This is a genomic window from Actinoplanes sp. NPDC051405, assembly GCF_055586185.1.
The window spans coordinates 158,739-180,801 of record NZ_JBVJIR010000004.1 but is presented as its reverse complement, the minus strand read 5'-3'; the positions used below and the strand labels follow the sequence as shown (position 1 = coordinate 180,801).

Genomic DNA, 22,063 nt, shown 5'->3' with positions numbered 1-22,063 from the left:
TACATCAAATCAATTTGATGGAGTAGCCCGGGAGAGCAGCTGATGGAGCTCGCGCAGCAGGGTTTCCGTCTCGAACGGTTTGCGGATCAGGGGTGCGTCCTCGGGCAGTTCGTGCCCGCCCGGGGTGGGGCCGTTGGTGTAGCCCGACATGAACAGCACCGGCAGGTCCGGGCGGGTCTGGCGGAGCTCGGCGGCCAGCCGGGTGCCCGACATGCCCGGCATGATGATGTCGGTCAGCAGCGCGTCGACCACGAAGGACTCGTCGACGCACATCTTCAGCGCCTGCTGCGGGTCGCCGGCCGCATGCACCTGGTAGCCGGCCTTGACCAGGGTGCGGCAGACGATGTCGCGGACGGCGTCCTCGTCCTCGACCACCAGGATCCACTCGCCGCTGCCGGAGGCCCGGGTGCCCGCGACGCTGGTGCTCTCCGGTGCGGCCGTGGAGCTGGCCGGCAGGCAGACGCGCAACGTGGTGCCGACCCCCGGTCGTGACTCGAGGCTGATCGTGCCGCCCGCCTCGGTCACCGTCCCGTACGCGGTGGACAGGCCCAGGCCGGTGCCCTGACCGCGGCCCTTGGTGGTGTAGAACGGCTCGAACGCGCGGGCCGCCACCTCCGGCGTCATGCCGCAGCCGGTGTCGGTGATGGTCAGGTTGACCATGGGCACCTCGGCGCCGTACGAGACACCCGTGACGATGCTCAGCCTGCCGCCCGCCGGCATCGCCGCTCGGGAGTTCACCAGGGCGTTCATCAGGACCTGTTCGAGTTTGCTGCGGTCCATGGTGACCGCCGGCAGTCCCGCGGCCAGGCCCGTGGTGACCTCGATGTCCTCACCGAGGGTGCGACTCAGCAGCCGCTGCATGTCGGTGACGACGGCGTTGACGTCGAGGACCTCCGGCTGCGACGGCTCCAGCCGGCTGAAGATCAGCAGCTGGCGGGTGAGCCCGCTGCCGCGTACGGCGGCCTGTTTGATGCCGTCCAGGTCGGCCCGGCCGGGGTGTTCCGCCGCGAGTTCCTCGTTGAGCATGTCCGCGTACCCGGCGATCACGGCCAGCAGGTTGTTGAAGTCGTGGGCGATGCCGCCGGCCAGCTGGCCCAGCGAGTCGAGGCGTTCCGCCTGGCGCAGCTGGCGTTCCAGCTCCGCGCGTTCCTGTTCGGCGGTGACCCGTTCGGTGATGTCGCGCAAGATGCCCTCCACCGCCACCGGCCGGCCCTCGTCGTCGAGGATCGCGACGGCCCGCTGCTCGGTCCACACGACCTCGCCCGAGGACCGGTGCCAGCGCACGGTGAGAGTGCCGGGGTTCGCCGAACGCCAGGACTGCTCGATGACCGGCCGGTCCTCGGGCTCGATGATCCGGAAGATCAGTCCCGGATCGGCGTAGAACTGCTCGGGCGTGTACCCGGTGACCGACTCCACGGCCGGGCTGAGGTACTCCATCGCCGGCTCGGGGACGCCGCGGTAGCGGAAGATGATGTCCTGCGCGTGCTCGGCCAGCAGGCGGAACCGTTCCTCGCTGTCGCGCAGTGCCGCCTCGGCCCGGCGTCGCTGCCGCCGGTCGCCGGCCTCCCGCAGTTCCCGCTGCACGGCCGGGCCGAGCCGGGAGAGCCGGTCCTTGAGCACGAAGTCGCGAACCCCGGCGCGCATCAGCGCCGCGGCCATCTCCTCGCCCATCTGGCCGGACACCAGGATGAACGGGATGTCCGCGTCGCAGGCGCGGATCTGTTCCAGCGCGTCCTCGGCCCGGAAGCCGGGCATGTTGTAGTCGGAGATGACGACGTCGGGAACCTGCTCGTCCAGGGCGGCGGCAACGCCGGCCGCGGTGTCGGCGCGCGCGTGGGTGATCGCCAGCCCGGCCTTCTTGAGCTGCCGGACGATCAGCAGGGCGTCGTCCGGGCTGTCGTCGATGACGAGGACGTGGATGTCGTCCATGGCCGTCAGCCGTTCCGGGCCGGCGGTGCGGGCTGGTTGACCAGCAGCCAGTAGACGCCCAGCACGTTGGCCGCGTCGACGAACTCCTCGAAGACGACCGGCTTGCGGACGAAGCTGTTGGCGCCGAGGCGGTAGCTCTCCACGATGTCGCGTTCCTCGTTGGAGGTGGTGAGCACGACCACCGGCAGGGAGCTGGTCCGCTCGTCGTCGCGGATCGCCCGCAGCACCTCCAGGCCGTCGACCTTGGGCAGCTTGATGTCGAGCAGGATCAGCGCCGGGCGCAGCGGCTGGCCGTCGTCGGGCAGCAGCAGCCGCAGGGCCTGCTCGCCGTCGTTGGCCACGACGATCTCGTTACGGATGTGGTTCTTGGCGAACGCGCGGATGGTGAACAGCACGTCGTCGGGGTTGTCCTCCACCAGCAGGATCGGGCCGTCGCTCATCACAACCCCCAGCCGGTCGGCGCCGGGGTGAGGCTGAACCGGAAGGTGGCCCCCGCGCCCGGCGTGGACTCGGCGCGGATCTGGCCGCCGTGGCGGGTGACGATGCGGTGCACGATGGCCAGCCCGATCCCGGTGCCCTCGAAGTCGGTGGCCGAGTGCAGCCGCTGGAACGGGTCGAAGAGCTTGTGGGCGAAGCGCATGTCGAAGCCGGCCCCGTTGTCCCGCACCGAGAAGACGTCGACGCCGTCGTGCTGTTCCTGGGCCAGCCGGATGGCCGCGTCGGGCTTGTGCACGGTGAACTTCCACGCGTTGCCGATCAGGTTCTGCAGCACCAGGCGGATCAGGTGCGGGTCGCCCTGGGCGACGAGGCCGTCCGGGACGGCGACGTCGACGCTGCGCTCCGGTTCGCGACCGCGCAGCTCGGCCACCACCTCACCGGCCAGCGCCGTGATGTCGGTGTGCTCGCGGCGCAGCTCGACCCGGGTGGCCCGGGAGAGGTTGAGCAGGTCGTCGATCATCTGCGCCATCCGCGCCACGTTGGCCTGGATCCGGCCCAGGTACTGGCGGGCCTCGGCCTCCAGCGCCTCGCTGTAGTCCTCGATCAGGATCTGGCTGAACCCCTCCACCGAGCGCAGCGGCGCGCGCAGGTCGTGCGACACGGAGTACGCGAACGCGTCCAGCTCGCGCGTCGAGGCCTCCAGCTCCGCCGTGCGTTCCCGGACGCGCAGCTCCAGCTCGTCGTTGAGCCGGCGCACCTCCTCCTCGGCGTGCTTGCGCTCGGTGATGTCGGTGGAGATGCCGCAGACCGCGTACGAGTGGCCGGCCGCGTCGGTCAGCGGGAACTTGACCGTCACGTAGGTGCGCAGACCGTCGTCGCTGGGTGCCTGCTCCTCCATCTGCACCGGGAAGCCCCGGGCGAACGCCCGCAGGTCGTTGGCGCGGAAGTCGTCGGCGATGTCCTGCGGGAACAGGTCGTGGTCGGTCAGCCCGACGATGTCCTCCCGGCGCAGCTTGAACAGCCGCTCGTACTCCCGGTTGACCAGCAGGTACCGGCCGTCGGCGTCGCGCATGTAGATGACGGCCGAGGTGTGGTCGATGAGGGCCATCAGTTGTTCGTGGCCCACCGTCATGAGCTTCCGGCTGGCTCGAGCCTGCACCGCCCACCCCCACGTACTGGCGGATGACTCCGTCACCGGCGGCACCGTTCAGGCCGCCAGAGTCACGGCGACCGCCGCCGTCCCAGAGGGTGACCGTACCGCGCCGGTGGACGGGTTTGCGGTGGTTTCGCCGGTCAGCACCTGCCGGAGCGGGGCGAGCAGGTGCTCGCGGCGGGCCCGGGTCAGCCGTTCCAGGAACGTCTCGGTCATGCCGGTGGTGCCGGACCGGTTGGACACCAGCCGCTGGTCGCCCCGGCCGGCCAGGTCACGCTGGGTCTGCGGCTTGAACAGGAACTTCTTGCTCAGCATCAGGTGTGCTCCGGCCGCTCGCGCGTGCGCGTTGAGCAGCGCGTACCAGTCGGCGAGGGCCGGCGCGCGGCTGACCAGCCGGCTCAGGTCGGCGGCATCGGCCGTCGCCAGCGTGGCCGCGTCCACCTCCAGGGTGGTCAGCAGCCGCTGCGGCAGCGTCGGCTGGACCATCAGCGCCTCGAGCGCGGTGCGTTCGTCGGCCAGCAGCGCGGGGAAGAGCCGGCGCACGTGCCGCGCGTAGTCCGGCAGCGCGATGCCGAGCAGGAAGTCCCGCTTGAGGGCCTCGGGATCGAGCGCCCCGCTGGGCGGGATGTCGTCGGGCAACCAGTGCACGGCGAACTGGCGGAACACGTCCATGAAGTGCTCGGCCGGCATGCTCTGATCCGCGGGCAGCGCCGCGAACGTGAGGAACAGGTGCCGCATGGCCTCCAGCAGGGTCGCCGAGGTCCGCAGGCGCAGGACGGCGTCCTCGGAGTCGAGCCGGCAATCGGCGCAGGCCAGCGGTTCCAGCAGGTTGTTGACCGCGAGCTCGAGCGCCTCGCTGCGTTTGACCAGGGCGAAGAAGCGTTCCTCGGCCGGGGTGCCGGTGTAGCTGCGGATCCGGCCGTCGTCGAACACGCCGGGCAGGGCGGCCAGCACCTCGTCGCCCAGGCAGACCTGTACCGTGCCGACGTTCCAGCGGACCAGTGACGCATAGCTGTCGCGATGGTAGTGGCCGGTCCCGGTGTGGTCGGCCAGCGCTGTGAAGTACGCCGGGAACGGGACGGCCGCGTCCCCGGCGCTCAGCCCGTCGAACGCGCGCTGGGGTTCCTCCTTGCCGCCCGGCGTGCGTTCCTGGAAGTGCCGGGCCACCGAGGCGCCGGCGAAGCCGAGGTGCACGAGCAGGCGCTGCGCTTCGAGCTGGTCCAGGCGTTCGGGCCGGGGCAGCCCGGGCAGCACGTCGCGGCACAGGGCGTCGACCAGTACGTCCGGCGGCGCCTCACCGGCCAGGATCGCCCGGTTGAGACGGGGAAGCTCGTCCAAAGTCCAGGTGCCGACCCGCTCAAGCTCCATCGTGATCCCTTCACGAACCCCCGAGGCCGCTCACCGTCACCACGCCGGAACGTTCCCGGTGAGCTGCGGTTCAACCCATTTCCGGTAAATGGGGCAAATCAACTGTAGATCAGGTCGGGAGCATTTACCCACTAGGGGTACGGGGTACCGAGGTTCGGCGGATCGGCCGGAGTCTCTCGGGCGGACGGCCGGTTCTGCCCATCGCCGCAGCGTGCGACATTGTCGCGCGGGCCGGCGGGGAGCGCCGCGCCCGGGACGACGCGGAGGAACTCATGGACGACGCGCTGCTGGCCTACGACGCCGGCCGTGTCGACGCGCTGGCCGGGCGCCGGGACGCCGCCAAGGCCAAGGATCCCGCCACCGGGGCCGACTACCGGATGGGCTTCCTGGACGGGCGCATCGAGATCTTCCGGATGTTCGCCGGCGTCCGCGAGATCCTCGACGAGAGCTGACCACCGCCGCCGGTGCACGGCGGTGGTCGGCCCACGTCAGGCGGGCATCGGCGCGTCCCGGCAGACGGTTCCGGCCGGCGGGACGACCAGCCGCAGCAGGTACTCGTACATGAGGGCCTCGGCGCAGGCGCTCTTGCGGCGGGCGGTGTGGCCCTCGCCGTCCCAGGTGAGCAGATGGCCGTTGGCCAGGGTGTGCGCGAGTTTGACGGAGTCCGCGTACGGGGTGTCCGGGTCGCCGGTGTTGCCGACCACCAGGATCGGTGCCGACCCCTCGGCCCGGTACGAGCCGGTGTAGCGGCTGTGCCGGGCGACGGGCCACTGCAGGCAGGCAGGTGCGTGTGTCTGGTCGTACGCGGGCGGGCCGTACGCCATGCCCGGCGCCGTGAGCGGGAAGTCCGCCGCGGCCCGGGCCAGCCGGGTCTGCAACTGCGGGAGGCTGCGCGGGTACACCCGGTCGGCGCACTCCACCGCGACGTTCACCGCGTTGAAGGCCGTGTCGGACTGGGTGATGGCGTACAGCAGCGGGCCGGTGCGGGACTCCGCCAGGTGCAGATTGGTCCCCAGGGTGGCCCAGTAGCGGGTGCCGCTGTTCAGCCGGTACGTCAGCTCGGAGAGCATCGTCGCGCCGTTGACGCTGACCGCTCCGGTGGCGTCGCGGACCGGGTTCGCGTCTAGCGAGTCCAGCACGGTGTGGACCTTCGCCGCCAGTCCGGTGGCCGTGGGTTTGGGGATGCCCGCCGCGAACGGGCACTGGGCCGGGTTCGCCGCGCACCAGCCGAGGAAGCGGTACATCGCCGCCTCGGTGGAGCGGTACTGGCCGTAGTCGTACTCGTACGGGTCCTGGGCGTACTTGTGCGGGTCGTAGCCGGAGTCCAGCACCAGGGCGCGGGTGCGGTGCGGGAACATGTCGGCGTAGACGGTGCCGACGTACGAGGCGTACGAGCCGCCGAAGAACGTGAGCTTCTCGTCGCCGACCGCGGCCCGCAACAGGTCCAGGTCGCGCGCCTGCGACTTGGTGCCGATGTACGGCAGCAGCCCGCCGGAATGTGCCTGGCACGCGGCGTTCCACTCCCGGGCGAGACGCACGGCCGTGCCGAAGGAGTCCGCGGCGGGCCGGGTCTTCGCCTGCGCCCACTGCGCCCGGTACGCCGGCCCGTCGAGGCAGGTGACCGGCTGGCTGCGGTGCACGCCGCGGGGATCGAAGCCGACGATGTCGAACCGCTCGCGGATCTCCGGCGCCGACGAGGTCGCGAACGTCTGCACCCAGTCCCACCCGGAGCTGCCCGGACCGCCCGCGTAGAGGAACAACGTGCCGATCCGGGTGGCCGGGACGGCGGCCGGCCAGCGCCGCAGTTGCAGGGCGAGCTGCGTCCCGTCCGGACGGTGGTAGTCGAGCGGCACCTGGGCCCGGGTGCACTGGTAACCGCCGTCGCCGCAGGCACTCCAGTCGAGCGACGGCACGGCCACGCCCGGTAGCCCGCCGGCCGGCGGCGCGGCGGCGGGGGCCGCGTCGACCGCGCCCGCTGAAACCAGCATCAGGGCCGCGGCAGCGGCCAGGGACGACAGAAAGGAACCGGGGAATCTCATGGCCCGAAGTTAGGAGCCTTGCGTCCCCGTCCTGGGCGGAACCGCCTCGGCGTCACACGAAATGAGCACCGGCAGCAGGTGCTGCCGCACCAGTTCCAGGGCGGGTCGCCAGTCCGGGGGCAGCTCGTCCCGCGGCGGTGGGCCGGCGTCGAAGCGGGGATCGCCGGTGGTGACGACCACGGCGTCCGGCAGGACCACGACGTGCTGCCCGGCCCAGCCGGCGGCCAGCGACAGGCCGTCGCCGATCCAGATCCCGAAGCCGTACGGCAGCTCCTCGGGTGGCCCGCCCGGCGTCTGGGGAGTGGTCATCGCGGCGGCGAAGCCCGGATCGACCAGTGGCTGTCCGCCGGCCCGCCAGAGCTCGCCGAGCCGGCCCAGGGACTCGGCCGACAGGCGCAGATGCGCGTAGCCGTAACTGACACCGTCCGGGTCGGCGAGCCAGGACGCGTCGGTGATGCCCAGCGGCGCGAACAGCTCGGCGGTGGCGTACTCGCCGACCGGGCGGCCGAGGACCTGGGCCAGTCCGGCGGACAGCAGGTGGGCGGCGCCGTTGTCGTACCGGAAGACCTGACCCGGTGGGTCGATCCGCGGTGCGGAGGCGACCTGCGCGACCTGTCCACCCGGCAGGGCGGTGACCGCGTCGATGTCCCACGGCCCGTCGACGGCGGTGCCGCGGGTCATAGTCAGCAGCTGCCGCCAGGTCTGCCCGTGCGCGGGTGTGTCCCGCAGGTCGGGCAGCACCTCGTGCAGTGGTTCGTCCAGGCCGGGCAGCAGTCCGCGCCGGGCGGCCATCCCGGCCACCGTGGCGACGACGGTCTTGGTCACCGAGAAGACGTCGGCCACGGCCGATCCCCGGTAGTGCTCGTCGAAGACCGGGTCACCGCCGACGAGCACGCGCAGATGGCTGGTGTGGGCATAGCGGGGGTCCGTGCCGACCACGTCGCCGATACGGCGGCAGGCGGCACGGACCGCGGCAAGGTCCGGCATCCGGCGATGATCTCAGCGCCCCGGCGGCGCCGCACCCCGGTTTCCCGCCGTGCCCCGGCTTCTCGCCGCTGGGTCAGGCGTCGAGGTCGAGCACCCGGCGCAACGCGCGGCCGAGCCGGTCGAAGTCCTCGGAGGTCTGCCGGGCCGTCGCGCACAGGCGCAGCCGGGACTGGCCCTCCGGCACGGCGGGCGCGGGCACCGCGGAGACGTAGATGCCGTCGTCCAGCAGCTGCCGGGCCCACCGGTACGTCCGCAGCGTGTCGCCCAGCACCACCGGCACGATCGGCGTCTCCGTCGGTCCCGTGGTCAGCCCCAGGTCACGGACGAGGTTGGTCAGCCGGGCCGTGTTCTTCCACATGCTCTCGATGTGGTGCGGCTCGTCCAGCAGCACCCGGACGGTCTCGCGGACTGCCGCCGTGTTCGCCGGGGTCAGCGCGGACGAGAACATGTACGGCGCCGAGCCGTGCTGCAGGTAGTTGACCAGGCTCCGGCTGCCCGCGGCGAACCCGCCACCGGACGGGAACGCCTTACCGAGCGAGCCGGTGATGACGTCCACGGCACCGGCCGGGATGTCGGCGTGCGACGGGGTGCCCCGGCCGTCGGCGCCCAGCACACCGATCGCGTGGGACTCGTCGAGCAGCAGGAAGGCACCGTGCCGCTGCTTGGCCTCGACGATGGCGGCCAGCGGGGCGAGGTCACCGTCCATCGAGTAGACACCGTCGACGGCGACCAGCACCCGGGCGCCCGTGGCGCGGTGCCGGGCGAGCAGGGCATCCAGGTGTTCGACGTCGTTGTGCCGGAAGCGGACCGTCCGGGCGCCGGAGAGGCGGCACCCGTCGAGGATGCTGCGGTGCGCCTTCTCGTCGATGATCGCGACGTCGTGGCGGCCGAGCAGGGACGAGATCACGGCCACGTTGGCGTCGTACCCGCTGGAGTAGAGGGCGAGGGCCTCGGTGCCGAGGAAACCGGCCAGCTCGCGCTCGGTCTCCAGGTGCAGTTCCAGCGTGCCGGTCATCAGCCGGCAGCCGCCGGTGGTCGTGCCCCAGCGCAGCGCGGCGTCGGTCGCGGCCGCCACGATCCGCGGGTGCTGGTTCAGCCCTAGGTAGCCGTAGGTGGAGAAGAGCAGCAGCTCTCCGCCGGCGAAACCGCTGCGCACCGAGGCCGCCGCGTCGAGGGGCAGCCCGAAGGTGTACGCGTTCGCGTCCCGGCATTGGTCGATGCGCGACAGCCACTGCCGTGCGGCCTCGAAGTCCAGCAGCCCGCCCGGCTGCACGTCGGCCGAGTAGCGGGTGCCGGCGGGGTAGGCGGCGTACGGGTCGCTGGCGAAGTCACGCACCGCGTCGGTGTGCAGCAAGGCGTCAAATCCTGTTCCTGGTGCGGCGATTCGGGAGTAATCACCGCGCTTGCCCAGGATTGTCACGGTGACCGGGCTTCGTCAAGGGGGCAGCGAGCGCGGCCGCCGAATCCTGCCGCTTCGACCCCAGGCCGGGTCGGCTCCTCGGATCACCGGACCTGTCCGAACGTGCAGACTCGCGCCGGTCGGGCCGGGCCTGCCCAAATATCCGACAAAACGTGCATAGCGTCCTCGGCATGACGAAAACGCGGGTACTGGCCGTGGCCGGCGCGGCGGTCCTTGCCCTGACGGGTTGCACCGAGCAGCCCGCGCCGCCGGACCGCGCGGTCGCCCCGGAGCCCGCCGCGACGCAGGCGTTCGTGCCCCGCCGCGCATCGATGGGCGACCGCCCGGCTCCGGTCCCGGATCGGGGCAGCCCGGCCGCCCCGACGCCGACGGCGGTCACCACCGTGACCGTGCCGCCGGTCACGACTCCGCCGGCGCAGCCGGTGGCCGGCCGGGCCCGCCGGCCCGCGCAGGTGCAACGGGACACCCCGTCGGCCCCACCGCTGACGGACGTCACCGCGGACGAGGACACGAGCGCCGGGGACGACGCGGACGTGGACCCGGCGGCCGGCGACGACACGGCCGCCGGCTCCGATCCCGGATCGGCCGACGGACTGAACGGCGGCTTGCGCTGCGCCCGGGGAGACAACCACCGCCGCACCGGCCACCGGGTCGGTCGCTGGCGTTGCCGCTGAACGCGCCCCTCCCGCCGCAGCGGCACCGCCACCCGGTGCGGGGTCTGCCCGGCTCGTCGGCGGTAGGCGAGCCCGGCCAGTGCCGGGCCGGAGCCGAGGGTGCCGCCGCCGGCCAGGGTGACGGCGTGTTGCCGGCCGCGACGCCGGCGCCGCGGCAAACGGGACGCCGGGTGAGCTGGGCTCGGCCGTAGGCGGAGCCGGCCGGTGCAGGCGGCCGGCGCTGGTGTCGCGCGGCGTCGGGTGCCGCTGGACCGGAATCGGGGGCTGGATCCGCTCGCGGGCATCCCGGGCCGGCCTCGGGTCAGCTGAGCAGCGGGTCGTCCAGCAGGTGCTGGAAGGCGAGTTCGGCCGCGCCGATCAGGGCCGCGTCGTTGCCCAGCCCCGGGGTGCGCAGCCGGATGTGTTCACGGCACGCCGGCAGGGCCACCTCGTTCAGGCGGCTGCGGATCTGGGCCGCTGCGCCCAGGTAGATGTCACGCAGGGTGCCGCCGAAGATCACCGCTTCCGGGTTGAAGATGTTGGCCAGGTTGCCCACGCCGAAGCCGATCCAGTCGCCCACCTCGCGGACCGCGAACTGGGCCCGGCTGTCGCCGTGCGTCGCCGCCCGCACCACGCTCAGCACAGCCGCCCGGCCGGTCTCCCCCTCGCGGCCGGCCCGCCGGAGCAGCGCCTGCTCGCCGATCTCGGTCTCCCAGCACCCCCGGGACCCGCAACCGCACGCGCGGCCGTACGGGTTGACCACCATGTGGCCGACGTCGCCGCCGTGGCCGCCGTACCCGGTGACCCGGGCGCCGCCGGCGATGATGCCGGCGGCGACCCCGGCGTCGCCGTGCAGGTAGATGACGTTGTCGCAGCCGACGGCGGCGCCGCGGCTGTGCTCGACCAGGGCCGAGACGTCGGCGTGGTTGCCGACGGTGAGCCGGTGCTCGTCGCCCAGCTCGTCGCCGAGCGCGGCCCGGACCGGGTCGACCCAGCCGACGGTGGGGGAGAGGAGGACCGTGCCGTCCGCGCCCCGGATCCGGCCCGCGACCGCCACGCCGGTGCCGACGTGCCGCGCGCCGTCGGCCACCTCGTGGCGCATCTCGTGCACGAACGCGGCGAGCGGCTTGACCGCGTCGAGGACCGGCATGCCGGGCGGGCGTTCGCACTCGCGGCGGTCCAGGACGCGGCCGCCCAGGCCGACCCGGGCCGCGCGGAGCCGGTCGACCTCGATGCTCAGCGCGTACGCGTGGATCCGCGCCGACTCGGGCCGGACCACCAGCGACGGTCGTCCGGCGCGGCCGGTCTCGCGGGGCACCGCCTCGCTGACCAGTCCCGCGGTGGTCAGCTCGGCGGTCAGGGCGCCGATGGTGCTGCGGTTGAGGCCGAGCCGGTTGGTCAGCTCGGCCCGCGACGTCGCGCCGTGCAGGTGGACGTAGCGCAGCAGGGACCCGAGGTTGTGCCGGCGTACCTCCTCCGGGCTGGGGCCGGCCCGCATCAGCGCGCCGTCCCCGTACCCGAAGTTTCGCTCACCGGGTTCCGGTAGCTGCCGCCCTGCGTCGGGCCAGGGCGTCGACGCTGGCGGCGACCAGCAGGATGAGGCCGGTGAAGATGTACTTCTGGCCGGACGAGAAGCCCATCAGGCCCATCCCGTTGTCGATCACGGCGATCACCGCACCACCGATGACCGCGTTGATGATCTTTCCCTTGCCGCCGAAGAGGCTGGTGCCGCCGATGACGGCCGCGCCCACCGAGTAGAGCAGGATGTTGCTGCCACCGGTGTTCGGGTCGACCGAGCTGGCCCGGCTGACCGCCATGATGCCGCCGATCGCCGCCATGGTGGACGCGATCGCGAAGACCGAGATGCGGATCCGGTCGACCGGGATGCCGGCCCGGCGGGCCGCCTCGGTGTTGCCGCCGACGGCGTAGACGTGCCGGCCGTAGGTGGTCCGGCTCAGCACGAAGGTCCAGAAGATCAGGAAGGCCCCGATGATCGGGACCACGATCGGTACGCCCTTGAGCGAGTTGATCGCCGGGTTGACGGCCCGCTCCTGCGACAGCACCGCGGTGGTGGTCAGCACCAGCACCGCCAGGCCGCCGATGCGCAGCAGCACGATGCCGATCGGGTCCGTGACCAGGCCGCGGGCGGCGCGGCTGCGGATCCGGCTGAACTGCACCAGCGCGTAGCCGGCGACCACGCCGATGGCCAGGATCCAGCTCCACAGCACCGGGATGTTGTCGTTGTTGAGCGAGATGACGAACTGGTCGCGGATCGAGATGTTGATGCCGCCACCCAGCAGCACCAGCAGCAGGCCCTGGAAGCCCAGGAACGCGGCCAGCGTGACGACGAAGGACGGGATGCCGACCTTGGCGATCAGCAGGCCCAGCGCCAGGCCGATGACCACGCCGGTGAGCAGCGCGGCCGGGATGGCGAGATACCAGGCGACGCCGTGGTTGGTCAGCAGGATGGCCATGACCGCGCCGCACACGCCGCTGGCGAAGCCGGCGGACAGGTCGATCTCGCCGAGCAGCAGCACGAAGATCAGGCCCATGGCGATGAAGACCACCTGGGCGCCCTGAGTGAACAGGTTGGCGAAGTTCAGCGGGCTGAAGAACGTCTCCCGCGCGACGCCGAAGATCAGCGACAGGACGACCAGTCCGAGGACGGCGGGCAGGCTGCCCAGGTCGCCGCCGCGGACCCGGCCCCAGTAGTCGTGGATGTGGCCGGCGAGGGTCGGCTTGACCACCTGGACGCCGCCGGCCGTGGTCGTGGTGGTGGTCACTGGTCCCCTCCGGGCGTGATGTCGATGGCGTCGCTGGCGAAGTCGGCGGGCTTCTCCGGGGGCAGGCCGAGGTTGCCGCTGCGTCCGGAGGTGATGAGTTCGACGATCTGGGAGTGGGTGACGTCGGTGGTTTTGACCTGGGCGGCGGTGCGGCCGAGGTAGAGGGCGGCGACGCGGTCGGAGACGGCGAAGACGTCGTTCATGTTGTGGGAGATGAGTACGACGCCGAGGCCGTTGTCGGCGAGGCGGCGGACGAGTTCGAGGACCTGGGCGGTCTGGGCGACGCCGAGGGCGGCGGTGGGTTCGTCGAGGATGACCACGCGGCTGTTCCAGAGGACGGCTTTGGCGATGGCGACGGTCTGGCGTTGGCCGCCGGAGAGGCTGGCGACGAGTTGGCGCAGGCTTTTGACGGTGCGTACGGAGAGGCTGGCGAGGGTGTCGCCGGCCATTTGTTCCATGGTGGGTTCGTCGAGGACGAGTCCGCGGACTTTTTCGCGGCCGAGGAACATGTTCTGGACGATGTCGAGGTTGTCGCAGAGGGCGAGGTCCTGGTAGACGACTTCGATGCCGAGGGCGGAGGCGTCGCGGGGGCTGTGGATGGCGACCTGGTTGCCGTCGAAGGTGACGGTGCCGGCGTCGATGGTGTAGATCCCGCTGACGCATTTGACCAGGGTGGACTTTCCGGCACCGTTGTCGCCGACCAAGGCGGTGACCTCGCCGGGGTAGACACTCAGTCCGACATCGTGCAGGACCTGGACGGGACCGAAGCTCTTGTCGATCCCGTTGAGTTCCAGGAGGGGTGTCGCGGCCACGGTGGTTCTCCTTCGCTTGGTGACCGGGTTCGTCGTGGCAGCGCCACTGGCGGTGGGATGGGGGTGACCCGGCGCGGCGCCGCCCACGCCCGTGCGGGCGGGAGCGGCGCCGAGTCGAACGGGACGACCCGCGATCAGCTCAGGTCAGCTGATGCCCGCGTCGGTGCAGGCCTTGGCGAAGTCGGGGGTGCACAGCTGCTCCTTGGTGACGAACCCGTCGGCGATGACGTCCTTGACGTTCGCCTTGGTGATCGACTGCGGGTCCAGCAGCACCGAGGGGACGTCCTTGCCGGACTCCACGTCCTTGGTGACGCCGGTGGCGGTGGTCGGCTTCTGGCCCTTGGCCAGCGCGATAGCCAGCTCGGAGGCCGCGTTGGCCTCCTTCTTGATCGCCTTGTAGACGGTCATGCACTGGTCGCCGGCGAGGATGTTCTGCAGGCCCTGCACGGTCGCGTCCTGGCCGGTGACCGGGACCTGGCCGTTGAGCTTGTTCTTCTTCAGCACCGCGATGGCGGCGTTGCCCAGGCCGTCGTTGGCGGCGAGCACACCCTTGATGTTCTTGTTCGAGGTGAGCATCTGCTCGAAGATGGTGCCGGCCTGCGCGTTGTCCCAGTCCGGTACGGCCTGGTCCGGGCCCTTCTCGTAGTCGCCCGAGTCGTACTTGAGCTTGAGGACCGAGTCGTAGCCCTGCTTGAACAGAGTGGCGTTGTTGTCGGTCGGGGAGCCGTTGAGCTCGGCCACGACCGGCTTGGTGTACTTCTTCTCGGTCAGGCAGTCCACCAGGCCCTGACCCTGCAGCTCGCCGACCTTGACGTTGTCGAACGACACGTAGTAGTTCGCGCCGCCGTTGAGCGTCAGGCGGTCGTAGTCGATGGTCGCGATGCCGGCGTTCTTGGCCTTGTCCAGCACGGCCTTGCCGGTGCCGGAGTCCAGGTTGACGATCATCAGGACCTTGACGCCGCTGGAGATCATGCCGTCGGCGATCGTCTGGAACTGGGTCTTGTCACCCTGGGCGTTCTGGATGTCGGCCTGGACCCCGGCCGCGTCGAACGCCGCCTTCAGGTACGTGAGGTCGGCAGTGGCCCACCGCGCCGAGCTCTTGGTGTCCGGCAGGATGACGCCGACCTTGCCGACGGACGAGCCGCCGGTGCTGCCGGAGTCGCCGCTGCTGTCGTCACCGCACGCGGCCATGCTGCCGGTGGCCAGCAGGCTTGCCGCGGCCAGGGCGAATAGTCCTTTACGCATACCTTGGTGTCCTTTCGGGTGTTCCGGGCCTTCGATCGGCTTCGATGGTGCCACTGCGCGGGAGAGTCACTCCCGGAGGTGTTCAAGATCAGGAGCGAGTTTGTTGTGCCCGGCAACGTTTTCCCATAACGACCGGTTGCACAAGGGTGTCGGCGGGCGATCTTGAAACACGGGATAACAATCCGGCAACACGGCGGTGATACGAGGATTTCCGGGCTCGGCGAGCGTTGGCCGGCCGGGTCGTGGTAATCGCTGGAAACGACACAGAATGGGCCGGTGCGGTCCGCCGCGTGTCCGACCTCGACCCATTTAAGGGGAAAGGATCCCGGCCGGTTGGGCCCGAAACTTTCGAAGGGATGATCTTCCCTGGCTCCGCCCCGACCCGGACACGGGGTCGGTCGTTCGGACGGGTCCTCGATCCAACGAAGGGGGAGAGGCCCTCCGCAACTTTCGGAGCGGACTTGAGGTGTACCGGCTGTGGCGGGGGTGCACCGGCTCCTCGGTCGATGCGGTGTGGGCTGCCGCGGTGCTATTCCGGATTGTGCGGTGGTGGCCCGGGAATGGGTGTGATCAACGGGGAGTGGCCAGTGCTTTTCCCGGAATCCGCGGTCGATATCCTGGTGCGCCGGGTCGGGAAGCAGATGGACCCGGCGACCCCCGGGAGAACAAAGATGAACGGTGCCGATCCCGGCCGCTGGTCGGCCGTCGCCGAAAGCTGGTCGCGGCTGTGGGGCGCATTCGCCGAGCCGGCCTGGGACGCGGTGCTCATCGCCGCCGGGGTGGGCCGTGGTGCCCGCGTCCTCGACGTGGGCTGCGGTGCGGGCGACCTGCTCGCCCACCTCGCCGGCCGCGGGATCTCGGCCGCCGGCATCGATCCGGCGCCCGGCATGGTGGCGTACGCCCGCACCCGCGTGCCCGGCGCCGACGTCCGCGTCGGCACCGCCGACCACCTGCCCTGGCCCGACGCCGGCTTCGACCTGGCGGTCTCGGTCAACGCCCTGCAGTTCGCCGAGGACACCCTCGACGCGTTGAGCGAGCTGATCCGGGTCACCGTCCCCGGTGGACACGTCGCGGTCGCCAACTGGGCCGAGGGGGACCGCAACGATCTGACCGTCATCGAGGACGCCGTGGCCCGGGCCGCCGACGAGGAACCACTGCCCGACGGGGAGCTACGACTGCCGGGCGGCCTCGAGGAGCTGCTGCACGACGGCGGTCTCACCCTGGTCGCGGCCGGGATCGTCGAGCTTCCGTGGCGGGCGCCCGACGACGACACGCTCGTCCGTGGCGTCCTGCTGGGCGAGGATCCGGCCACCATGGCGGCCACCGCGCCGACCGTGATCGCCGCGGCTCAGCCCTTCCGCACCCCCGACGGCGGGTACACCCTCGTCAACGCGTTCCGTTACGCGGTCGGCCGGACGGCGCGCTGAGCGTCAGGGCGCCGTGCCCGATATGCGACGATTGCCGGCATGCCACTGTCTCGTCGCACGCTCCTGCGCGCCGCCGTCGCGATCCCGGCCACCTGCGCCGGAGCCGGACCGGCTTTCACCGCCGGCGGCCCGAAGACCGGCGGCGCGGCGGCCGGCGGCCCGAGGACCGGCGGCGCGGCGGGCACCGGACCGACGGCCGGTGACTGGAAGGCGCTGGCCGCCGGCCTGGAGGGAACGGTGGAACTCCCCGGCACGGCGACCTTCGCCGCGGCCCACCGCCTGGTCGATCCCCGCTTCGATGCGGTCCGGCCGCCCGCGGTCGCCCGGTGCGCCGCCCCGGCGGACGTGACCGAGGTGATCCGTTTCGCGCGGCGCTTCGGCGTACCGGTGGTGCCGCGCGGCGGCGGCCACTCCTATGTGGGCGCGTCGACCAGCCGGACCGGCGTGGTCCTCGACCTGCGCGGGCTCCGCGCGATCGGCTACGACGCGGGCAGCCGTATGGCGACGATCGGCGGCGGTGCCCGGCTCATCGACGTCTACGACCGGCTCGACGCCCACGGCGTCTCGATTCCCTCGGGTTCGTGCGGGACCGTCGGCATCGGTGGGATCACGCTGGGCGGCGGCATCGGGATGGCGGCTTCCGCGTACGGGATGACCTGCGACGCGGTGATCGCCGCCGAGCTGGCCACCGCCGACGGCCGGCTCCGCACCGTGCACGCCGGCCGGGAGCCGGAGCTGTTCTGGGCGCTGCGCGGCGGCGGAGGCGGCAGCCTCGGGGTTGTCACCAGCTGGCGGATGCGCACCTACCCGGCGGCCCCGGCCGGCACCTTCGTGCTGACCTATCCGTGGAGTACGGCGGCCCGGGTCGCGGCCGGCTGGCAGGCCCGGCTGTCCCGGGCGCCCGACGAGACCTGGTCGTCCTGCCAGTTCGCCTCCGACGCGCGCGGTGCCCGCAGCGTACGGATCGCCGGCGTGCTGCTCGGCGGGGCCGCGGACGCCGAGGTGGCGGCGATCGTCCGGGCCATCGGCCAGGACCCGGCCACGGTACGCGTCGAGCGCCTCCCGCACCGCACCGTCGTGCACAACCGCGGCGGCTGCGACGACGTCGGTGACTGCGGCCCGCGCGCCACCGAGCTGGTCGGCAGTGACGTCTTCCCGCGCATCCTGCCGCCCGATGCCGTCGCCGCCCTGCTGGCCAGCGTGGAACGCCGGTCCCAGGCCCGCCGGCCGGGCATCGCCAAGCTCAAACGGATGACCGGCGTCCAGGGCCGGGTGGCTCCCGGCGCGACCGCGTTCCCGTGGCGTGGCATGCACACGATGCTGCAGTGGCTGGTCCAGCCGGCGGCCGGTGACCCGGCCACGGTCCGCGACGGCTACGCCTGGATCGACGGCGGCCACCGGGCGATGGCCCGCTGGTCGGCCGGCCGCTACGTCAACTACCTCGAACCCGATCCGGCCCAGGTGCCGCGCTACCACGGCGCCAACCTGGCCCGGCTGCGCCGGATCCGCGGCGCCGCCGACCCGGACCGCGTCTTCCGCTCGCCGTACGCCGTCTGAGGGCCTGCTGTTTCGGGGCTGACCAGCAGGGAACCAGAGCAGCATGTTCCCCGCTGAGAATCTGCGCGACTGGCGCGGCGAGAAAGTCATCGACCCCGACGGCTCCAAGATCGGCGAGCTGGAGGCCGTCTACGTCGACACGGCCACCGACCAACCGGCGTTCGCGACCGTACGGACCGGCATGATCGGCCGCCACCGGCTCACCTTCGTGCCGCTGGACGGGGCCACCGTGAGCCCGAGTGCCGTCCGGGTGCGCTACGACAAGAAGGTCGTCGGCGACGCGCCCACCATCGATCTCGACGGTGAGCTGGCGGCCGGCGACGAGCCCGGCGTCTTCGCCCACTACAACCTGCCGTACCAGCCGGGAGGCGCGGGGGAGCGCCGCCTGGCCCGCCGCTGATCCACTACTGGACGGGCCGGCCCAGTAGGGTGCGGACGTGCGTCGCAGCCTTTCCGCCGGCCCCTCCGGTGGCGTGCGGCTGGTGCCGGACGTCCTCGCCGCGGCCGTCGTCGTCCTGGTGTTCTGGGCGCCGCCCACGCTCGACTCCGCGAGCCCGGCCCGCTCGGCCGCGGGCTGGGCCCTGGCGGCGCTCACCGGCCTGGCCATGGTCTCGCGGCGGCGGTTCCCCGGCGCGGCGACCGTGGCCGCGGCGATCGCCACCGTCACCGGCAATGCCCTGGGCCTGTGCCAGGACCCGATGCTGGCCGTGGCCTGGTGCCTGTACCCGCTCGCCGTCGCGCGCGCTGCGCGCACCAGGCTGCCCGTCCTCGTGCTGGCCTGCGTCGCGCTCAGCCTCGCCGCGGTGACCGGCGTCCCGTCCAGCGACATGACCGGGCTCGGGCAGCGGGCCGTCGTGGCCGTCGCCGCGGTCAGCGTCGCCTGGCTGCTCGGCACCATGGTCGGCCGGGGCATCGCCGCCACCAGGGAGGCGGAGCGTGCCCGCGTCCAGCTGGAGGTCGCCCGCGACGTGCACGACGTGGTCGGTCACGCGCTGGGCGTCATCAGTGCCGAGGCCGGCGTGACCCGGGGCCTCGCCGACGCCGGTGAGCAGGAGCTGCGGGATTCCCTGGCCGGCATCGAGCTGCACGCGCGGCGGGCGCTGGAAGAGGTGCAGGTGCTGGTCCGGGGACTGCGTTCGGCGCCTCCGCCGGTCACCGGGCTGTCCTCGGTCGTCGACACCACGCGCGCCGCCGGCGTCGACGTACGGGCCCACATCACCGTCGACGAGCAGGTCGAGGACGCCGTCGGGGCTGTCGTGCTGCGGATCGTGCAGGAGTCGCTGAGCAACGTGGTGCGCCACGCGGCGGGCGCGCCGTGCACGGTGGACGTCCACGAGACGGGCGGTGCGGTCGTCGTCCGGGTCCGGGACCGTGGGCCGGGCGCCGCCGGACGCGAGCACACCGGCTTCGGCCTCGCCGGGATGAGCGAACGGGCCCAGCTCGTCGGCGGCACCGTCACGTGGGGTGACCACCCCGGCGGTGGCTTCGAGGTCAGTGCGCGCCTGCCCGTCCGGGAAGGTGGTGGCCGGTGACCGCGGCCATCAGCGTGTTCCTGGCCGATGACGACGACCGGTTCCGCGGCATCTACCGCAAGCTGTTCGACCGGACGCCCGGCTTCCGGGTCGCCGGCGAGGCAGCGGACGGGGAGACCGCCGCCCGGCTCGTCGGGGCGCTGAAGCCGGCGGTCGCGCTGCTCGACGTGCAGATGCCCGGCGCGAGCGGACTGGAGGCCGCCCGCCGCCTGCTGCCGGCCACGACCACCAAGGTCATCATGCTGACCACCTTCGACCTCGACGAGTACGTCCACGAGGCCCTCACCCTCGGCGCCTCCGGCTTCCTGCTCAAGAACGCGTCCCCGCCCGAGGTCCTGCACGCCGTACGCACCGTCCACGCCGGCCACGCGATGCTGGCCCCGGAGATCACCGCCAGGCTGATGCGGCAGTTCGCGCCGCGCCGGCCCGAGCGGCGGCATGCCTTCGCCGGCCAGGTGCTGTCCGCCCGCGAGACCGAGGTCATCCGGTACGTCGCCCGCGGCTACACCAACCAGCAGATCGCCGACGAACTGACGCTGAGCGTGGAGACGGTCCGCACGTACCTGCGCCGGATGTTCGCCAAGCTCGACGTGAACGACCGCACCCACCTCGCCGTGCTGGCGTACGAGGCGGGCCTGCTGCACGAACCTCGCTAGATGTCTACTTCCGGGTGACGCGGGCCGGCGACCGCGCCCAGCAGGCTGGTGTCCGTGATCGACATCGCCCACCTCAGCAAACGCCACGGCGGCCGGCCGGCCGTCGACGACGTCAGTTTCACCGCACGGCCCGGGCCGGTGCCGGAGCGCCGGGCCGTCGACCACCTCACCTGGATCGCCCGGTCGAACCGGATCCCCCGGGCCCGGGTGAGTGCGGTCCTCGAACTCGTCGGCCTGGCCGAGGTGGCGAGGCAGCGGGTGAAGCGGTACTCGCTCGGGATGGGACAGCGGCTCGGCATCGCCGCGGCCCTGCTCGGCGAGCCGGACGTGCTGGTGCTGGACGAACCGGTGAACGGGCTGGACCCGGAGGGGATCCGCTGGGTGCGGCAGCTGTTGCGGGACTATGCGGCGTCCGGGCGTACCGTGCTGCTGTCCAGCCACCTGATGGCCGAGACGGCCGGGACCGCCGACGACCTGGTGGTCATCAACCGGGGCCGGATCGCTGGGCAGGGTACGGTCGCCGAGGTCACCGCGGGCCATCCATCGCTGGAGGCGGCTTTCTTCGCTCTGACCGGCGAACGGACTGCGGCATGAGAGCCGCCGTCCGCGCGGAACTCACCAAGATCACCACCCTGCGCACCGGCTGGCTCGTGCTCGGCGCGATCCTAGCCCTCCAGCTCCTCGTGGAGGTGCAGGTGGTGGGTCTCACCGCCGACGCGGTCGCCAACATCACGCCGGACGGGTCCATCGAGATCTTCCTCGGCCGGCGTGAGCCCGCCCGCGCGGCCCTGCTCGAGGGCATCCGCGCGTCCTCCCTGCAGATGAGCGTGTTCCTGCCCGCGCTGGCTGCCGTGATCGCCGGGCAGGAGTTCCGCGGCGGGCAGCTCGGGCTGACGGTGCTCGCCGTGCCCCGGCGGGGCCGGTTGCTCGCGGCGAAGCTGCTCGCGGCGGCCGGATACCTCACCCTGGCGGCGGTGCTGATCGCCACGATCAGCACCGTGTTCAGCTACCAGGGCGTCAAGGACCGGTACCCCGGGCTGCCGGTCAGCGCCGACGCGATCGCGGGCCAGGCCAGGTTCATCCTGTACGCGGTCCTGCTCGGCCTGAGCACGTACGCGATCGCCGTCATCGCCCGCAGCACCCTGGTGGCCATCGGGGTCAGCCTCGCGCTGATCACCGTGACGATGACCCAGGTGCTGGCCGGCGCACCCGGACTGGACGCGCTCCTGCCGGTCAGCGCCGGCCGGAACCTGCTGCTCAACCCGGCGACCGGCGACCTGACGTCGAGCCCGCCGCGGGCCGTGCTGGTCCTGGTGGGCTGGGCGCTGGTGACCGCTCTGCTCGCCGGGGTCACCCTCGTACGGCGGGACGCCCGGTGACCGCCCTGATCGCCGCCGAGCTGGCCAAGATCCGTACCCTGCCGGCGGTCTGGATCGCCCTCACCGGCGTGCTCGCCGCGAACGGTGCGCTCGGCGTCCTCGCCGCGACGGATGCCGTCCGCGTCGCCGGCCCCGACGGCCCGGCCCCGATCGCCCGGCTCGGCGCCCCGCTGCTGGCCCCGGTCTACGTCTTCGTCGCGATCGCGGTCTTCGCCGCCGGCAGCGAGTTCCGCGGCGGTCAGGTCCGGGTCAGCCTGCTCGCCGTGCCGCGCCGGACCAGGCTGTTCGCCGCCAAGTCCGCGGTGTGCGCGCTGGTCAGCGTGCTCGCGGCCGTCCTGGTGGTGCTGCCGTTCCTCCGTGCCGCCGCGGGCACCGGCCTGCCCGCGCTGGTGACCGCGTACCTGCTGCTCGCCCTGGTCGGCTATGGCTTCGCCGTCATCGCGAGGACCGCCGTTACCCCGCTCGCCGTGCTGGCCGCAGCGGCCCTGCTGGTCGCGCCGATGCTCCGCGGCGTCGTCCCGGCCCTGGTGCAGTACCTGCCGCACGACGCGGCGCTGAGCCTCGTGGGCCTGCCCGGTGGCCCGGCCGCCCTGGGCCGGACCGGCGGCCTGCTCGCCCTGTCGTCCTGGGCCGCCGGGTGCGTCGCGGCCGCCTGGCTGGTCTTCGTCCGCCGTGACGCGTAAGG

Annotated in this window: 21 protein-coding genes; 10 read left to right on the top strand and 11 right to left on the bottom strand. The window is 72.3% G+C overall.

Annotated elements, in window-relative coordinates; genetic code table 11:
- Window positions 1-9: 9 nt before the first annotated feature.
- From ACZ6S4_RS11300 to ACZ6S4_RS11285, 4 genes are all read right to left on the bottom strand, one after another.
- The gene (locus tag ACZ6S4_RS11300; RefSeq protein ID WP_465474804.1) at window positions 10-1,929 is read right to left on the bottom strand and encodes a hybrid sensor histidine kinase/response regulator; all 1,920 of its coding nucleotides are present in this window, start codon (window positions 1,927-1,929) and stop codon (window positions 10-12) included.
- Between the two features lie 5 nt (window positions 1,930-1,934).
- Complete coding sequence (locus ACZ6S4_RS11295; protein WP_465474803.1) at window positions 1,935-2,369, bottom strand: response regulator; 435 nt, start codon at window positions 2,367-2,369, stop codon at window positions 1,935-1,937.
- A complete protein-coding gene (locus ACZ6S4_RS11290) occupies window positions 2,369-3,499 on the bottom strand; it encodes a sensor histidine kinase (protein WP_465474802.1) in 1,131 nt (376 codons plus the stop codon). The genes ACZ6S4_RS11295 and ACZ6S4_RS11290 overlap by 1 nt, the downstream gene beginning before the upstream one ends.
- Before the next feature lie 75 nt (window positions 3,500-3,574).
- Complete coding sequence (locus tag ACZ6S4_RS11285; protein WP_465474801.1) at window positions 3,575-4,888, bottom strand: hypothetical protein; 1,314 nt, start codon at window positions 4,886-4,888, stop codon at window positions 3,575-3,577.
- Between the two features lie 272 nt (window positions 4,889-5,160).
- Here ACZ6S4_RS11285 and ACZ6S4_RS11280 point away from each other — a divergent pair, with 272 nt between their 5' ends.
- Window positions 5,161-5,340 (top strand): hypothetical protein, encoded by a 180-nt coding sequence (locus ACZ6S4_RS11280; protein ID WP_465474800.1) that lies wholly within the window; start codon window positions 5,161-5,163, stop codon window positions 5,338-5,340.
- Between the two features lie 36 nt (window positions 5,341-5,376).
- Here ACZ6S4_RS11280 and ACZ6S4_RS11275 read toward each other — a convergent pair whose 3' ends face one another.
- From ACZ6S4_RS11275 to ACZ6S4_RS11265, 3 genes are all read right to left on the bottom strand, one after another.
- The gene (locus ACZ6S4_RS11275) at window positions 5,377-6,927 is read right to left on the bottom strand and encodes an alpha/beta fold hydrolase (protein WP_465474799.1); all 1,551 of its coding nucleotides are present in this window, start codon (window positions 6,925-6,927) and stop codon (window positions 5,377-5,379) included.
- 9 nt (window positions 6,928-6,936) lie between these two features.
- Window positions 6,937-7,914 carry a serine hydrolase domain-containing protein gene (locus ACZ6S4_RS11270; protein ID WP_465474798.1) on the bottom strand — a complete coding sequence of 326 codons (978 nt, stop codon included), beginning with the start codon at window positions 7,912-7,914 and terminating at the stop codon, window positions 6,937-6,939.
- 73 nt (window positions 7,915-7,987) lie between these two features.
- Window positions 7,988-9,268, bottom strand: a complete 1,281-nt coding sequence (locus tag ACZ6S4_RS11265) for an aminotransferase class I/II-fold pyridoxal phosphate-dependent enzyme (protein ID WP_465474797.1) — start codon at window positions 9,266-9,268, stop codon at window positions 7,988-7,990.
- A 236-nt stretch (window positions 9,269-9,504) separates the two neighbouring features.
- On the opposite strand from ACZ6S4_RS11265, the gene ACZ6S4_RS11260 reads away from it, so the two are divergent.
- Complete coding sequence (locus ACZ6S4_RS11260; protein ID WP_465474796.1) at window positions 9,505-10,008, top strand: hypothetical protein; 504 nt, start codon at window positions 9,505-9,507, stop codon at window positions 10,006-10,008.
- 301 nt (window positions 10,009-10,309) lie between these two features.
- Here the strand turns inward: ACZ6S4_RS11260 and ACZ6S4_RS11255 are convergent, their stop codons facing one another.
- The 4 genes from ACZ6S4_RS11255 to ACZ6S4_RS11240 form a co-directional block, all read right to left on the bottom strand.
- Window positions 10,310-11,485 carry an ROK family transcriptional regulator gene (locus ACZ6S4_RS11255; RefSeq protein ID WP_465474795.1) on the bottom strand — a complete coding sequence of 392 codons (1,176 nt, stop codon included), beginning with the start codon at window positions 11,483-11,485 and terminating at the stop codon, window positions 10,310-10,312.
- 31 nt (window positions 11,486-11,516) lie between these two features.
- On the bottom strand, window positions 11,517-12,770 hold the full coding sequence (locus ACZ6S4_RS11250; RefSeq protein ID WP_465474794.1) for a sugar ABC transporter permease: 1,254 nt from the start codon (window positions 12,768-12,770) through the stop codon (window positions 11,517-11,519).
- Window positions 12,767-13,582, bottom strand: a complete 816-nt coding sequence (locus ACZ6S4_RS11245) for an ATP-binding cassette domain-containing protein (protein WP_465474793.1) — start codon at window positions 13,580-13,582, stop codon at window positions 12,767-12,769. The genes ACZ6S4_RS11250 and ACZ6S4_RS11245 overlap by 4 nt, the downstream gene beginning before the upstream one ends.
- 144 nt (window positions 13,583-13,726) lie before the next feature.
- Complete coding sequence (locus ACZ6S4_RS11240; RefSeq protein WP_465474792.1) at window positions 13,727-14,827, bottom strand: sugar ABC transporter substrate-binding protein; 1,101 nt, start codon at window positions 14,825-14,827, stop codon at window positions 13,727-13,729.
- A gap of 671 nt (window positions 14,828-15,498) precedes the next feature.
- On the opposite strand from ACZ6S4_RS11240, the gene ACZ6S4_RS11235 reads away from it, so the two are divergent.
- The 8 genes from ACZ6S4_RS11235 to ACZ6S4_RS11200 are packed head-to-tail and all read left to right on the top strand — an operon-like array spanning window position 15,499 to window position 22,061.
- A complete protein-coding gene (locus tag ACZ6S4_RS11235) occupies window positions 15,499-16,254 on the top strand; it encodes a class I SAM-dependent methyltransferase (RefSeq protein WP_465474791.1) in 756 nt (251 codons plus the stop codon).
- A 39-nt stretch (window positions 16,255-16,293) separates the two neighbouring features.
- On the top strand, window positions 16,294-17,811 hold the full coding sequence (locus ACZ6S4_RS11230) for an FAD-binding oxidoreductase (protein WP_465474790.1): 1,518 nt from the start codon (window positions 16,294-16,296) through the stop codon (window positions 17,809-17,811).
- A gap of 43 nt (window positions 17,812-17,854) precedes the next feature.
- Complete coding sequence (locus ACZ6S4_RS11225; RefSeq protein WP_433730024.1) at window positions 17,855-18,211, top strand: PRC-barrel domain-containing protein; 357 nt, start codon at window positions 17,855-17,857, stop codon at window positions 18,209-18,211.
- 37 nt (window positions 18,212-18,248) lie between these two features.
- Window positions 18,249-19,343, top strand: coding sequence for a sensor histidine kinase (locus ACZ6S4_RS11220; RefSeq protein WP_465474789.1), 1,095 nt, complete (start codon window positions 18,249-18,251; stop codon window positions 19,341-19,343).
- Entirely contained in the window at window positions 19,340-19,999 is a 660-nt protein-coding gene (locus ACZ6S4_RS11215) for a response regulator (protein ID WP_465474788.1), read from the top strand. Before ACZ6S4_RS11220 ends, ACZ6S4_RS11215 begins: the two co-directional genes overlap by 4 nt.
- Before the next feature lie 54 nt (window positions 20,000-20,053).
- Complete coding sequence (locus ACZ6S4_RS11210) at window positions 20,054-20,593, top strand: ABC transporter ATP-binding protein (protein ID WP_465474787.1); 540 nt, start codon at window positions 20,054-20,056, stop codon at window positions 20,591-20,593.
- Complete coding sequence (locus ACZ6S4_RS11205; protein WP_465474786.1) at window positions 20,590-21,378, top strand: hypothetical protein; 789 nt, start codon at window positions 20,590-20,592, stop codon at window positions 21,376-21,378. Before ACZ6S4_RS11210 ends, ACZ6S4_RS11205 begins: the two co-directional genes overlap by 4 nt.
- Window positions 21,375-22,061: a hypothetical protein gene (locus tag ACZ6S4_RS11200; RefSeq protein WP_465474785.1), complete on the top strand. Its 687-nt coding sequence runs from the start codon at window positions 21,375-21,377 to the stop codon at window positions 22,059-22,061. The genes ACZ6S4_RS11205 and ACZ6S4_RS11200 overlap by 4 nt, the downstream gene beginning before the upstream one ends.
- Window positions 22,062-22,063: the final 2 nt, after the last annotated feature.